Genomic DNA, 14,044 nt, shown 5'->3' with positions numbered 1-14,044 from the left:
CCGCCGCCAAGGGGGGCGACGGCAGGCAAAGGAGCACTGGGTTTCCAGTGAGGGGTAAATCGATATTCGCTAATTGCGTGCTACAACAGATGCGCTTTTTGCTACTGAAACATTTTTTACAACTGCCGTATTATCCAACTGCCAGCCGCCGCCCAGCGATTTATAGACCGCGACCAGATTTAATAGCACTTGCATATCGCTCTGCGCTAACTGCGCACTAATCGTCAATTGCGAACGCTCTGCATCGAGCACCGTTAAAAAATCACTGCTGCCCACCTCAAACCGTTTGCGGGCAAAAAATGCAGCCTGATTACTGGCATTTAATGCGCGTTGCAAGTCGGTACGGCGCTCTTCTTCACGCGAGAAATTTTGCAAGGCGTTATCGGTTTCTTCCAACGCCACCAATACTTTTTGTTCAAACTCCGCAACACGCGCCTGGGTGCGGGCATCGGCAGCATCGATTTGCGCATCCACGCGGCCGAGATTTAACGCCGCCCATTGAATACGCGGTGAGAAGGAAAACGTATCGGTTCCGCTATTACCCAGACGCGTCCAATCCGTCGATAAATAACCAAGGCCACCGCTAAAAGTAATGCTGGGATACAAATCGGCCACGCGAATATTGTATTCAGCAACGGCACCGGCAAGCGCATTTTCTGCACGGCGAATGTCAGGCCGACGCTTTAATAAATCCGCAGGATTTCCCACCGCAAAGGATGCAGGTACTTCCGGCAAAGACTTGGTTTGCGTCAGCGCCATTTTTAATTCAGCGGTAGGTTTGCCAGTAAGTACGCCAATGCGATTCAACGCCACATTCACTTGCGCATGCAACACCGGAATACTCGCGCGCGTTAATTCAAGCTGCGCTTCGGCACGCGCAACATCTAACTGATCGCCACGCCCAACTTCTTCAAAACGCTCGGTAAGTTGCAGCGTTTCCTGCTGATTGATCACATTGCGCAGCGCCACATCCAATAAATACTGGTTGCCACGCAAGGTGATGTAAGCACTGGCGACTTCTGCTGCGATACTGACTTGTGCTGCTTGCAAATCGGCTTCGCTTGCGGCCAATTGTGCTTTGGATAATTTCACACCATTGCGCACGCGACCAAATACATCCAACTCCCAGCTCGCATCAAAACCGGCTTGATAAGTTTCGCTGATGCGATCACCTGCGCCTACAATATCTGCGCTTTGTTTTTGGCGCGTGCCGCTGACATTGGCTTCCACTGTTGGGTAGCGATCCAACTTGCTATTGCGCAGCAGAGCGCGCGATTCAGCAAGTGATGCTTGCGCGATACGGATCGAATGGTTTTGTTGCAACGCATCGGCAATTAATTGATTTAACTGCTCATCGTTTAATTGCGACCACCATGCAACCACAGGCTGTTCCTGCATCATACCTTGCTGCATAGCGAATGCAGCAGGCAGTGTTGGTGTGGCTGCCAGATCACGCGCCTGTTCGACAGATTTAAATCCGCTACAGGCGCTGATGACCAGGGGCAGCAATGCAAGACTAAATAGTTTCAATAAAGGTTTCCGGTTCATACATGCACCTCTTTATGCCCTGCACTTTTATCTTCCACTGCAGGAACAGAATGATCTTCAACTTTATTGCTGCGCTTGCCTTCTTTATAACTGCGATTACCTTCCAGCTTGCGCAGCAACACATAAAACATCGGCGTGAAAAACAAGCCAAAGAAGGTCACACCCAACATGCCCGAGAACACCGCGATACCCATCACGCTACGCATTTCTGCACCCGCACCGGTAGAGAACACCATCGGCAGTACACCCATAATGAAGGCGAAAGAGGTCATCAAAATCGGGCGTAAACGCATACGGCTCGCGGTGATTGCCGCTTGATAAGTTTCCATGCCGCGCATTTCCAATTCACGCGCAAATTCCACAATCAAAATCGCATTTTTACTGGCAAGACCCGCCAGTACAAACAAACTGATTTGCGTGAAAATATTATTGTCGCCATTGGTAATCCACACACCAAAAAGTGCAGACAAAATCGAGAGTGGAACAATCGTCACGACGACCAGTGGCAGCGCCAAACTTTCGTACTGCGCGGCAAGCACCAAAAACACCAACAGCAAACACAATGGCAAAATGTAAATCGCGGTATTACCGGCAAGCACTTCCTGATAAGTTAAATCGGTCCATTCATACACAATACCCGCAGGCAATACTTCATCCAGAATTTCAGCAATCGCATCCTGTGCCTGCCCACTTGAATAACCGGGCGCCGCATTGCCGTTAATATCTGCCGCCAAATAACCGTTGTAATGCGCAGCACTTTCAGGGCCATAACTTTCTTGCATACTCAACACAGCGCCGAGCGGCACCATATCGCCCTGCGCATTGCGCACTTTTAATTTGAGCGCATCATCAGGCGTGTTGCGATATTCTGCATCCGCTTGCGCGATAACCTGATAGGTGCGACCAAATTGGTTAAAGTCATTTACATACAAGGAACCGAGATATACTTGCATGGTGTCGAAGACATCTTTCACATTCAGGCCAAGCTGTTTGGCTTTGGTGCGATCCACGTCGGCATACAATTGCGGCACATTGATTTTGTAATTTGAAAACACACTCGCAAGCTCCGGGCGCTGCATGGCTTTTTGTTGCACCTGCGCAACCACTTCAGCCAGTTTTTCGTAACCCAACCCTGCGCGGTCTTCAATTTGCAATTTAAATCCACCGGTTGTACCCAAACCACGCACAGGCGGTGGAGGGAAGATCGCAATAAACGCTTCTTCTATACCGGCAAATTTCATTTGCAATTTGTGCGCAATAGCTCCTGCAGAAAGATCATCACTGGTGCGCTGGTCAAAATCTTTTAACGGGAAAAACACAATGCCCGCGCTGGAGCTGTTGGTGAAACCGTTAATACTCAAGCCGGGAAATTGCACCGCATTTTCCACACCGGCTTCGGCCAAACCAATTTCACCCATTTCACGGATCACTTGCTCGGTACGGTTCAGAGTCGCGCCGTCGGGCAACTGCGCAAACGCAATCAGATATTGTTTATCCTGTGCGGGCACAAAGCCTTTGGGAATAATATTGAACCCAACTACTGCAACACCGAGCAACACTGCATAAACACCGACCGCTGCCATTTTGCGGCCTAAAATTTTTCCGACTTGGGTAGAGTAATTACCGGATGCACGCGCAAAGCTGCGATTGAACCAGGCAAAGAAACTACCGAATACTTTATCCATCCCTCTGGTCAAACGATCTTTAGGTGCGTCGTGACTTTTTAACAACAGCGCTGCCAATGCCGGGCTGAGCGTGAGCGAGTTAATCGCCGAAATCACGGTGGAAATCGCAATAGTCAACGCAAATTGTTTGTAAAACTGGCCAGTTAAACCACTCACGAATGCGATAGGCACAAACACTGCAATCAACGTTAATGAAATAGCAATAATCGGCCCGCTAACTTCCTGCATCGCTTTATAGGTCGCCGCCAGCGGTGTTAATCCCTCTTCAATATTTCGCTCAACGTTTTCTACCACCACAATGGCATCGTCAACGACGATACCAATCGCCAGTACCAAACCAAATAGCGAAAGCGTGTTGATGGAAAAACCAAACGCCCACATCAATGCAAAGGTACCGATAATGGAAACCGGAACGGCGAGCAGCGGAATAATGGAGGCTCTCCAGGTTTGCAAAAACAGAATCACAACCACCACAACCAACGCCAGTGCTTCAAGCAAGGTTTTGATCACTGCTTTGATTGAGCTTTTAACAAAAATGGTAGGGTCATACACAACGTGGTAATCCACACCGACAGGAAAACGCTCCTTCAATTCCGCCATAGTGGCGCGTACCTTGTCGGAAATTTGAATAGCATTCGCACCGGGTGCCTGGAAAATAGGAATAGCGACTGCAGGCTGGCTATCGAGCATGGAGTTCAGCGCGAATTCTGACGCACCCATTTCCACACGGGCGACATCTTTCAAACGGGTAATTTCACCATTGCTGCCCGCGCGAATAATAATTTCGCCAAACTCTTCCGGATTATCCAAACGGCCTTTGGCATTCACTGGCAATTGCACATCCACCAAATCGGTCACGGGCGCACCACCGATAATACCGGCAGCCACTTGCACGTTTTGTTCGCGCACGGCGTTAACCACATCATTCGCGGTGAGATTTTTTTCTGCAATTTTTTCCGGATTCAACCAAATACGCATGGCGTAATCGCCAGAGCCAAACAAACGCACCATTCCTACACCCGGCACTTTGGCGAGTTCATCTTTGATATTCATTAATGCGTAGTTGCGCAGATAAAGTTCGTCGTAACTTTTGTCCGGCGAAATTAAATGCACCACCATGGTTAAATCAGGCGAACTTTTTACGACGGTTACACCGCGCTGGCGGGTGACATCGGGCAAACGCGGCAGTGCCTGGGAAATACGGTTCTGCACCATTTGCTGTGCAAGATCGGGATCGGTGCCGATTTTAAATGTCACCGTTAAGGTCAAGCGGCCATCGGTTGTGGCTTGTGAAAACATGTACAACATATTTTCAGTGCCCGCCAATTGCTCTTCCAAAGGTGTTGCTACGGTTTCAGCAATCACTTTCGGGTTTGCACCCGGATAGGAGGCATTCACGACCACCGACGGCGGCGATACTTCGGGGTATTCCGAAATCGGCAATTGAAACATGGCGATAGCGCCACCGATAAAAATCAACAGTGAAATCACACCGGCAAAAATTGGGCGATCCACAAAAAATTTGGATATGTTCATACTGAACCTGCCTGCATGGCTACAATAAAAATCGAATTGAAAATGTAAAAAAATGAATAAAACCAAATGACGAGCTTGGAGACTGCTGGTGCATAGCACCAACAGATCTCGCTATAAAACAATCGGAAAGCTAGTGTGTAATTAGATCAGTGCGAAGACGCAACCTTGGTTGCAGCACTTTCTTGCGTAACACTCGGATTGACGACGCTATTGGGTCGCACGTGGGACAGACCATTGACGATAATTTTATCGCCCGCATTCACACCAGCGACAATCACACGCTGGCCTTGATAGTGATCACCCAAGGTGACTTCGTGATAATTCGCGGTGTTATTTTCATCCACAACCAATACATATTTTTTGCTTTGGTTGGTACCAATGGCACGCTCGGGAATTAATAACGCCTGCATTTTTTCTGCTGAACCCAAGCGCACATTGGCAAACATACCGGCGGTTAATGCACCGTCGTTGTTTTCAAATACAGCGCGCGCACGAATGGTGCCGCTATTGGTATCCAGACGATTATCAAAGGCAGAGATATAACCTTTGTAGGTCACGCTGGCATCGCTGGCGAGTGTTAATTCCACTGGCATGTCCTGCGTGTTTTTGGTGTTGCGTACAAATTGAATGTAGGTCGCTTCATCCACATTAAATTCTGCATAGAGCTTGTCGTTCGCTACAATCTGCGTGAGCAGTGGCGCATTTGCCCCCGCCTCCACCACATTGCCTACCGTCAATTCAGCGCGGCCGACACGCCCGGAAATAGGCGCGCTGATGTGCGCATATTCCAAATCCAACTTTGCCTGACTCAAGGCTGCTTCTGCCTGTTTTACATCGGCTTGCGCAACCTGATGCGCACTGAAGGCGGAATCGTAAATGCTTTGCGATATCAACTTGGCCGCAATCAATTGCTGTGAGCGATCCAATTCATCTTTCGCCAGTTTTGCGCGCGATTGCGCTGTCGCCAATTGTGCCTGGGCGCGCTGCACCGATGCCTGATGCGGACGCGGGTCAATCACAAACAGCGGCTGGCCTTTTTTCACCTGCTGACCTTCGCTAAACAACACCTGCTGGATGGTGCCACTCACCAGAGGTTTGATGGCGGCGCTTTCTACCGGCGCAAGGCGGCCTGAAAAATTAGCCCAGGTGCGTATGGCTTGCGGCTCTACCACCACCACATCCACCGCCGGTGCAGGTGGTACGGCGGCAGGGGTTGCAGCATCCACTCCGGACACATAATAAAAGCCTACTATACCTGCAAGTATGGCGGCAGCAGTGTAGTGGAAGGTACGGCGGGATAACGCCGCTGTACTCTTGATATTCACGGTGCTACTCATGGGAAGTCTCCTGAAATCCGTTAGCAAATGAATGACTATTTGAAACTCCTTGGAGGGGTCTAAATCGGCATTTGTGAAAATCATACATACCGGTCGGTATGCTGGTCAACAAGATTTTTCAGGCAGTGTTCACACCAGGGGGAGTAAAATGGAAAGAAGCAGAATAAACACCAATAAAATCAATAAGTTTGGCGAGCAGATTTTTTTTGATGCAGGCGCAACTTTTGACCTGCAACCGGTATAGACAAGAAAATGGCCGATTGAAAAACATACCGGCCGGTATCATAATGACCTTAGTCTTTGTACGAGAACCCGAGTAATGAACGCTACTGATACCCGCACTGTATTACTGGAAACTGCGCTGGGCCTGATATGGAACAGCAATTACAATTCCGTGGGTGTGAATGAAATCTGCAAGCAGGCGGGCGTTACCAAAGGCAGCTTCTACCACCACTTTGAATCCAAGGCGCAGCTGTTTTGTGAAGCGACCAATCACTATTGGGATGAAATTCGCCGCGAGCTGGATTGTATTTTTTCCCCCATCAACAGCCCACTTGAACAGCTGGAAAATTGGCTGCAATTTATTTTTATTAACAAAGTGGGTAACGATAAAGACAATGTGCCCGGCTGTGCATTTTTTACGGCAGGCATGCAAGCGGGCTGCGGCGAAAATCGCATCAGCGATACCTTGCAACTTATGACGGAGCGCGGCGCAAAGTACAATCAAGCGTTAGTGCTGAGCTTGCTCAATAACAATTATCTGCAAAACGCAAAAGACCCGGAACAACTGGCGCGCCTGATGCAGCAGTACGTGCAAGGCGCAATCATGCATGCGCGCGTGACACGCAACATCAGCAACATTAAAAAAGATTTACCGGAAGGGATTTATCGCATACTCGGTTTAAAACCAGAGTTTTGGTTCAGCGCAAAACCGACTTGGCCAAGCGCCGAACCAACATAATATTTACAACTTGACGCGCAACCCCATGCGCGTCAGCAGCGCGCCAATTCCCATAATTACGCAAGCAAACAACAGACTCCAGATAATACCCGGCACACCCGCATTAAAAAATTCAGGGCGCAGATAAAACCCGAAAATACCGCACAGCGACAGCACGATATACGGCAGGATATACACCAATAAAGGATTGGTGGCGGACGGCTCAAAAAATGCAGTCCAGCGACGCTGTTGTTTTACATCGACCAACCAATAAACCGCACCGAAAATCAGACAGCAGAAAAATACGCTGAACAACGCCCAGCTGGGTGTTGCCCAAATTTTGGAAATGGGTGACACCTGCCAACTAGCGAATGCTAACGCGCAGACTACGCCGGTAAAGATAGAGTAATTTTTTAATTTACTCGTTGCAAAATTCGGCAGATAAAATAATTGCGAGAGAATGACACCAGCCAACACAATCGCGGCGTGGGTGTGATTGCCATTGAATCCGGCCAGAGTTTCCAACACCGGAACGTCCGCCAAATCCGCTTTGTTTTTATCCAAAACAAAAAACAACACAATCAAGCCAAGCGATGTAACGGCGAGTGTAAAAAATTGCGTCGCGGGTGATGCAAACTGACGGGTGATTAAAAACAACGAGCCTGCCAACAAATATGCCCAACCGATTAACCCGAGAATTCCCCACCACTGTGTAGTCATGCCGGTATTATCCGGGCCTTGGTACAACCACCAAAGCATTAGTAATCCGGCAACGCCAATCAGTTTTGCGCCGAGTGAAATAGCGGGTGAAAGTGTTTTGGGATAATTCGACCAAATCAGCAACACACAGATAAACATTAACAAGGTCCACAGCGGCATGGAAATACTCATCGCCGCTGCATCGTAGCCCGACTCCGCATTCACCATAAATACGCCGATCACCATCAACCCGAAACTGCGCAGGGCGATGTGTTTGAAAATCTCCAATGCGGAGTCACCCTTGTTGGCGCGCGCCTGGATTGCAAACGGAATTGACATGCCGACGATAAATAAAAACGCCGGAAAAACCAGATCAACAAAGGTCATGCCATCGACATCAGCCGGTAAATGTTTCATCCACTGGGGAATATCGGCAACACCGGCCAATTCATTCACAAAGACCATGGTAAAAATAATGATGCCGCGGAAAACATCGATGGATAAAACGCGGTTGGCGTTACTAACGGGATTATTCATGTAATTGCCCTTGCGCCCCCGATGGGGATCATTGTTATGGTTGATTTTTTTGTAAAAATCCACAATAACCGAGCGGCACCTAAAGCCGCAATCCAAAAATGACAACGTTGACTGTCGATTTACAAATCCCTACACAGGTACATGTGTTTGCTCGGGAACGAGGCGCAGTCAATCCATACCCACAATAAAAAAGCCCGCAATAACCTGCGGGCTTTTTTGCGGTGGCGCCATCAAAACACTTAATCGTGGTGATGACCACCAACGCCGTGCGCATGGCCGTGAGCGAGTTCTTCGTCAGTCGCATCGCGCACGTCAATGACTTCCAGTTCAAATTCCAGATTTTTACCGGCCAGTGGATGGTTGCTGTCGATATCGACATTGAATTTACCGACTTTCAATACGATTGCATCCCAAGGACCGTGCTGGGTGTTTACCGCGACTTTCATGCCCGGTTTGATTTTGCCTTTCAGTTTCTCGTGACCGTGCAGGTGTTTGATCGGAATACGTTGCACTGCACCTTCCTGACGCTGGCCGTAGCCTTGCTCCGGGGTGATGCTTACGCTGATTTTGTCGCCCGCTTGTTTGCCTTCCAGTGCAGCTTCCAGCGCTGCGAGCAAACCATTGTGGCCGTGCAGATAGAGGGTTGGGTCGGTATCGTAAGACGATTCCAGCAGCTCACCGCCAGTTTCGCTCAAGCGGTAGTGAAAGCTGACAACTTTGTTGGCAGTGATTTGCATAACAACTCCAAAAGGATTCTGTGTGTTTTTGAGGGCGCGAATTGTCGCTGATTTGCCCTAAACAAAAAAGCCCGCATAAAGCGGGCTAAAGGGTGATGTATCAAACATCGGTGGAGAAAAATTACAGTGAATTGAGGAACGCTTTTAGTGCATTGCGATCGCCGGTGGAAAGCGCCTCGTAGCGCAAACGGCTGTTGGTCGCTTCGCCGCCGTGCCAGAGGATGGCCTCATCCAACGTGCGGGCGCGGCCATCGTGCAAGTAGCGGACGCTCGCCTCATTGCCTGCCGAAGTGCCGCTTTGCACGTACTTCAAGCTACCCAAACCCCACAGCGGCGCGGTGCGCCACATGCTGGCAGAAGCACCGTCTTGCGCGAGGGTATCGGCAAGGTCTGGCCCCATATCGTGCAGCAGCAGGTCGGTGTAGGGGCGGATAGTTTGGTTGCGCAATTCGGCGAAAGGATGTGTGTTGCCGGTGGTGAAACTGGCTTTGTGGCAGGCCACGCATTGGGCATTCTCAAACACAGTTTTGCCCTGGGCGATTTGCGCCGGATTTACATCGTGCTCTACCGATACCCGCATACCATTTGGATAACCACTGCGATAGCTGCGCTGTGCCGGTACGCCGAGCAACTGCAAATAGTTGGTCAGACGGGTCAGCTCCAACTCAGACACATGGGTGCTCACACCGGCTTGATGGCAATTCACATCGGTCTTTTGGCAGGAGCGAACAGGATACACAGGCGATGTCACCCCCATATCCTGCACCAGCGCTTCTGCGGCTTGATGGCGCACACTGGCTTTTGCTGCTTTCCAACCAAAACGGCCGAGCTGGGTTGCGCCGGTTTCCGGATTTTTCACAAAGTTGGCTTTACCGCGCACGCCATCGCCATTGGTATCGCTAGCATCCACATTCGCCAGAATGGCCGACTCGGGAATCGCCTCTAACAAACCAGCACCAATGACTTGCGGCGCCTGACGCACGGAATACAACTGCGGCACCGGGCCGCTGAATTCATACACCGGTTTGTGCATGTCCACGCGGGTGCCATCGTTGAGGAAGCGCGGGGTTACATCGTAGCGCTGCAGCTTCACGGTGTTATCCACTGCCCCCTTCTGCAGAACGTTAAAGCCGTAGTAAGGGTCAGGCAGGTTGCCCGGCGCGCCGGTCAGCACTGACATTGTATCCAGTGCAGCACCTGCCACCGCGGCTTTACTGCGGCCATTCAACTGGTGACAAGCGATACAGCGTTCATCGTTAAAGTTGCTACCCAACTGGTTAACGTGCTCATTGAAGATGGGGTTCTGGGTTGGGAACTCCGAGTGTTGGCCAGTCGCAAACGAGGTATGGAACAACCGGCGACCTTTGAGGAAGCGGTCGGTGTTGCGGATACCAATGTTGTTCGCCATTTGCTGGAACACGCGGTATGGTTCTTCGGAATAGTTGTAAGACACACTGGTCTCACCGCCGAGCAGCGCATCATTCGGTACAGGAACAGAATCCAGATTGGGCGCAACACCGTACCAGGGACGAACGCCCTCACCGACGACATACAGCTGCTCGAACGAGTAGTAGCGCGAACCGCCGCCATCGATACGTGCACGGTTGTCCGATTCACTCATCTCCACCAAGCGCGGTGCCGGTGCCAGCTCAATACGGTCGCCCATCACCAGCGGACGGTGTGGATCGCGGCCGGTATTCCAGTAGGAATCGACATCCAAGTAGCAGTCTTCATTGCCACCATCAAAACAGCGCGGCAAATTACCTTCTTTCAGGTTGTTGAAACCATAGTTCAGCGCCCAGCCAAATTCGGTGACGGTTGGGTCGCTGGAGTTGCGGAACAAACTGAAGGTAGTGCCAAAGAAAGTCCCCTCATTAATCAACATGGTGATGCGGATATTGCGCCCGCCCGCAGGGATGGTGTCGCGGATTTTCAAACCGAACGAGCGGTTTTGGAAATAAAACGGTGGATAAGTGAAATAACGGCCATCAGCCTCGTTCGCTGCCAACCAAGGCTCACCGCGCTCGCGCGCATGGCGTTCGGTAGAGCGCATGCCCATTAACGTCACCAATGTGCCATCCGGCTCACGGTATTGGATTTGCTCGGTCACTTGCGTACCTTCCGGGAACAGCGGCGTATAGCCCAAATTGCCCGTGCTGGACGATGACGACGAGCTTGATGATGAGCTGCTTGCTGCGCCTCCGGCAAACACACGCATCTCAAATATTGAATAACCCCAAGCATTGCCCGGCGCACGTTTGGTGGCATACATACGCACATAACGGTAACTGCCGCTCACGTTGAAACTGTCGGTGCGGTTGCCAAAAGTGCCGCCGGTTTTGGTCGCGAGTGTCGTCCAGGTTGAATTATTGTTAGAGCCCTGAATTTGATAAGTCTCGGGGTTAGCTGCCTCCCAATCGATAACCACCTGACCAAGATTGGTCGCGGTGCCCAGATCGACGGTTAACCAGCCCGCCTCCAACCCTTGGGTCGATTCCCAGCGGCTGTAGCTGCTGCCATCGACTGCATCTTTGGCGGCGCGCAGCTCACTGCTGGCATAGGTGGTTTTGTTAAGCGCAAGGTTGGTTTGCGCCAATGCGGTGCCTGCACACAGCAAACTCGCGGTAATACACATCAGCTGACTAAAGCGGTTGAGGGTGTCACGGTTGAAGGAGTTTTTGCGCCGCAGCACAATCGCTCCGGGGGGAGTAGTGTTCATACTAATTACCTTCTCGTTTTGTTATTCGAATGAATGCGACGGCATCCCGGCATCACACCGGCAAACACATTCGCCACGAAAAGCGCCTGTAGCTTCTCACCATAAAAGCCAGGCTCTCTCTGATACGCAGAAGGATTGTGCGAGCATGGAAAAAAAGAGTGTTCGGACAAGCGCCGCGAACGCGTATTTTTTAGGTTCGGTTAAAAAACACGATCAATACGCCCACCTGAAAAAACGATGTAGCTAACAAATCGCGCGCAGAATTGATGAATGAATCACAACACGACAAAGTGGGACGCGAATCGGCGTATGATGCGCAGCTTTACTTTTATCCAAAGCGCACATCGACAATGTACACACCTAAAGCGCAGCCTTGATCATCCACACCATGACGACACATTTGCCATCTCTTTCCGCACCGGTTTTTTCCCAAGCAATGCCCGATGCCACTGCATCATTAGCTGCACGGGAAATACACCTGTGGCTGCTGGATTTAGATCAATTTACCGATGCGCATCGCCTTGAAGCGACAAAGATCATGAGTGCCAGCGAACATACGCGGGCGCAAAAATTTATGCGCGGCAAAGAGAGTTATATCGCCAGCCGCTGGCTACAGCGCAAGGTGCTGGCGAGGTATTTGGATGTGGCACCGCAAGAGTTGGAATTGTTGCGCTCCGACAAAGGCAAACCCTACCTGCCCCATAGCGATATGCATTTCAGCTTGAGTCACAGCGGCCATTGGGCGGTACTGGCAGTGGGCAAGGCTGAGCTTTTGGGAGTCGATCTGGAAAGTATCCGATCGGCGCGCAACCTGTCCGGTATCGCCCAACACTATTACCATCCTGATGAGCAGACACAAATGCAGTCATTACAAGGCAGCGCACAGGCCGATTATTTCTATCGCCTGTGGACACTCAAAGAAGCGTTTTTCAAAGCGCTGGGCACAGGCATATCTGCCGGATTGGAAAAGGTCGCCTTTCAGTGGGACGCAGATAACATCAGCGCAACCATTGACGACCAGCTCGGCTGCCTCAGCGATCAGTGGCAATTTCACCAATGGGCGCTATCGCCACAAGATTACTGTGCCCTGGCGCACAAGAGCGGCCAACCACTGGCAGCCAAATGGCTTGATGCACTCACATTGCCAGCTTTTCCTTGACTCGCCGGGCGCCACTGCTAGCATTGCCGCCTGAACATTACCGCTTTAAAACCCGGTTCCCAGCACTCACTCCAAGATAAGAAGATCCCATGTTGCCATTCCATCAGGCCGTCAAAGACGACTTCAGCGCAGTCAACCAACTCATCATCGATAAGCTTCACTCCGATGTCGGACTGGTTGAGAACATCGGCCATTATTTGGTGGAAGCAGGCGGCAAACGCTTACGCCCATTACTGGTGCTGCTCACTGCCAACGCACTGGGCTACCAGGGCAAGGATCATTTATCGCTCGCGGCGATTATTGAATTTATCCACACCGCCACCTTGTTGCATGACGATGTGGTGGATATGTCCAACCTGCGCCGCGGCCGCCCGACTGCCAATGCGCAATGGGGCAATGCGCCGAGCGTACTGGTGGGGGATTTCCTCTATTCGCGCGCATTCCAGATGATGGTGGCGATAGGCAATATGGATGTCATGGCGATCCTGAGCGATACCACCAACGTCATCGCCGAAGGTGAAGTACAACAACTGGTGAACGCCAAAGATCCCAACGTGGATGAAGAAAATTACTTCCGCGTCATCGACAAAAAAACCGCCATCTTATTTGCAGCTGCCTGTGAAGTAGCCGCGGTGCAATGCGGCGCAACACCTGCGCAGCGCGAGGCCTTGCGCCTGTATGGTCGCCATGTCGGTGTCGCATTCCAATTGGTGGACGATGCGCTGGACTACACCGGCGATGCCGCAACCCTCGGCAAAAATGTGGGTGATGATCTGGCCGAAGGTAAACCTACCCTGCCACTGATTTACGCCATGCGCACCGGAACCGCTGCGCAGGCAGAGGTGATCGCCACCGCCATCCGCAATGGCGATGCCAGCCAGTTGCCCGCCATTTTGGAGATAGTACAAACCACCGGTGGCATGACCTACACCCTGGATGCCGCAAAACAGCAGGTACAACAGGCACTCGAACAACTGAAACTTTTGCCCGATAATCCTTACACTCTCGCCATGAAGCAGCTGGCAGAGTTTTCACTGGCGCGCAGCTTCTGACCTGCGCCCACAACGCCAACCGGCATCCGCCAAACTGGACAATGCAGCCGTAGCGGTTAGAATGGCGCACTTTTGCGTGGGCGTTGCCTGCGCGC

General features: G+C 51.1%; 9 protein-coding genes. 3 read left to right on the top strand and 6 right to left on the bottom strand.

What is annotated here, in order from left to right:
* Positions 1-69: 69 nt before the first annotated feature.
* From B2739_RS11370 to B2739_RS11360, 3 genes are all read right to left on the bottom strand, one after another.
* Positions 70-1,548: an efflux transporter outer membrane subunit gene (locus B2739_RS11370; protein ID WP_331345974.1), complete on the bottom strand. Its 1,479-nt coding sequence runs from the start codon at positions 1,546-1,548 to the stop codon at positions 70-72.
* Positions 1,545-4,769: a multidrug efflux RND transporter permease subunit gene (locus tag B2739_RS11365; protein ID WP_331345973.1), complete on the bottom strand. Its 3,225-nt coding sequence runs from the start codon at positions 4,767-4,769 to the stop codon at positions 1,545-1,547. The genes B2739_RS11370 and B2739_RS11365 overlap by 4 nt, the downstream gene beginning before the upstream one ends.
* A 146-nt stretch (positions 4,770-4,915) precedes the next feature.
* Entirely contained in the window at positions 4,916-6,106 is a 1,191-nt protein-coding gene (locus B2739_RS11360) for an efflux RND transporter periplasmic adaptor subunit (RefSeq protein ID WP_331345972.1), read from the bottom strand.
* Positions 6,107-6,425: 319 nt separating this feature from the next.
* Between B2739_RS11360 and B2739_RS11355 the strand changes: the two genes are divergently transcribed.
* Positions 6,426-7,067 carry a TetR/AcrR family transcriptional regulator gene (locus B2739_RS11355; protein ID WP_331345971.1) on the top strand — a complete coding sequence of 214 codons (642 nt, stop codon included), beginning with the start codon at positions 6,426-6,428 and terminating at the stop codon, positions 7,065-7,067.
* A 3-nt stretch (positions 7,068-7,070) separates the two neighbouring features.
* Here B2739_RS11355 and B2739_RS11350 read toward each other — a convergent pair whose 3' ends face one another.
* The 3 genes from B2739_RS11350 to B2739_RS11340 form a co-directional block, all read right to left on the bottom strand.
* Positions 7,071-8,282 (bottom strand): DUF5009 domain-containing protein, encoded by a 1,212-nt coding sequence (locus B2739_RS11350; RefSeq protein ID WP_331345970.1) that lies wholly within the window; start codon positions 8,280-8,282, stop codon positions 7,071-7,073.
* 239 nt (positions 8,283-8,521) lie between these two features.
* Positions 8,522-9,019, bottom strand: a complete 498-nt coding sequence (locus B2739_RS11345) for a peptidylprolyl isomerase (RefSeq protein ID WP_331345969.1) — start codon at positions 9,017-9,019, stop codon at positions 8,522-8,524.
* A gap of 121 nt (positions 9,020-9,140) precedes the next feature.
* Entirely contained in the window at positions 9,141-11,738 is a 2,598-nt protein-coding gene (locus B2739_RS11340; protein ID WP_331345968.1) for a di-heme oxidoredictase family protein, read from the bottom strand.
* Positions 11,739-12,126: 388 nt separating this feature from the next.
* Here B2739_RS11340 and B2739_RS11335 point away from each other — a divergent pair, with 388 nt between their 5' ends.
* Both B2739_RS11335 and B2739_RS11330 read left to right on the top strand, forming a co-directional pair.
* The gene (locus tag B2739_RS11335) at positions 12,127-12,897 is read left to right on the top strand and encodes a 4'-phosphopantetheinyl transferase family protein (protein WP_331345967.1); all 771 of its coding nucleotides are present in this window, start codon (positions 12,127-12,129) and stop codon (positions 12,895-12,897) included.
* 89 nt (positions 12,898-12,986) lie between these two features.
* Positions 12,987-13,949: a polyprenyl synthetase family protein gene (locus B2739_RS11330; protein WP_331345966.1), complete on the top strand. Its 963-nt coding sequence runs from the start codon at positions 12,987-12,989 to the stop codon at positions 13,947-13,949.
* Positions 13,950-14,044 lie beyond the last annotated feature (95 nt).

The sequence above is a fragment of the Cellvibrio sp. UBA7661 genome, from assembly GCA_002483365.1.
Lineage (GTDB): Bacteria > Pseudomonadota > Gammaproteobacteria > Pseudomonadales > Cellvibrionaceae > Cellvibrio.
This window is presented reverse-complemented; position numbering and strand designations above follow the sequence as displayed.

What these genes read in the sequence shown, in the direction of transcription:
- B2739_RS11370 (WP_331345974.1), bottom strand. Translation starts at nt 1,548, where the DNA reads ATGAACCGGAAACCTTTATTGAAACTATTTAGTCTTGCATTGCTGCCC.
- B2739_RS11365 (WP_331345973.1), bottom strand. Translation starts at nt 4,769, where the DNA reads ATGAACATATCCAAATTTTTTGTGGATCGCCCAATTTTTGCCGGTGTG.
- B2739_RS11350 (WP_331345970.1), bottom strand. Translation starts at nt 8,282, where the DNA reads ATGAATAATCCCGTTAGTAACGCCAACCGCGTTTTATCCATCGATGTT.
- B2739_RS11330 (WP_331345966.1), top strand. Translation starts at nt 12,987, where the DNA reads ATGTTGCCATTCCATCAGGCCGTCAAAGACGACTTCAGCGCAGTCAAC.
- B2739_RS11355 (WP_331345971.1), top strand. Translation starts at nt 6,426, where the DNA reads ATGAACGCTACTGATACCCGCACTGTATTACTGGAAACTGCGCTGGGC.
- B2739_RS11345 (WP_331345969.1), bottom strand. Translation starts at nt 9,019, where the DNA reads ATGCAAATCACTGCCAACAAAGTTGTCAGCTTTCACTACCGCTTGAGC.
- B2739_RS11360 (WP_331345972.1), bottom strand. Translation starts at nt 6,106, where the DNA reads ATGAGTAGCACCGTGAATATCAAGAGTACAGCGGCGTTATCCCGCCGT.
- B2739_RS11340 (WP_331345968.1), bottom strand. Translation starts at nt 11,738, where the DNA reads ATGAACACTACTCCCCCCGGAGCGATTGTGCTGCGGCGCAAAAACTCC.
- B2739_RS11335 (WP_331345967.1), top strand. Translation starts at nt 12,127, where the DNA reads ATGACGACACATTTGCCATCTCTTTCCGCACCGGTTTTTTCCCAAGCA.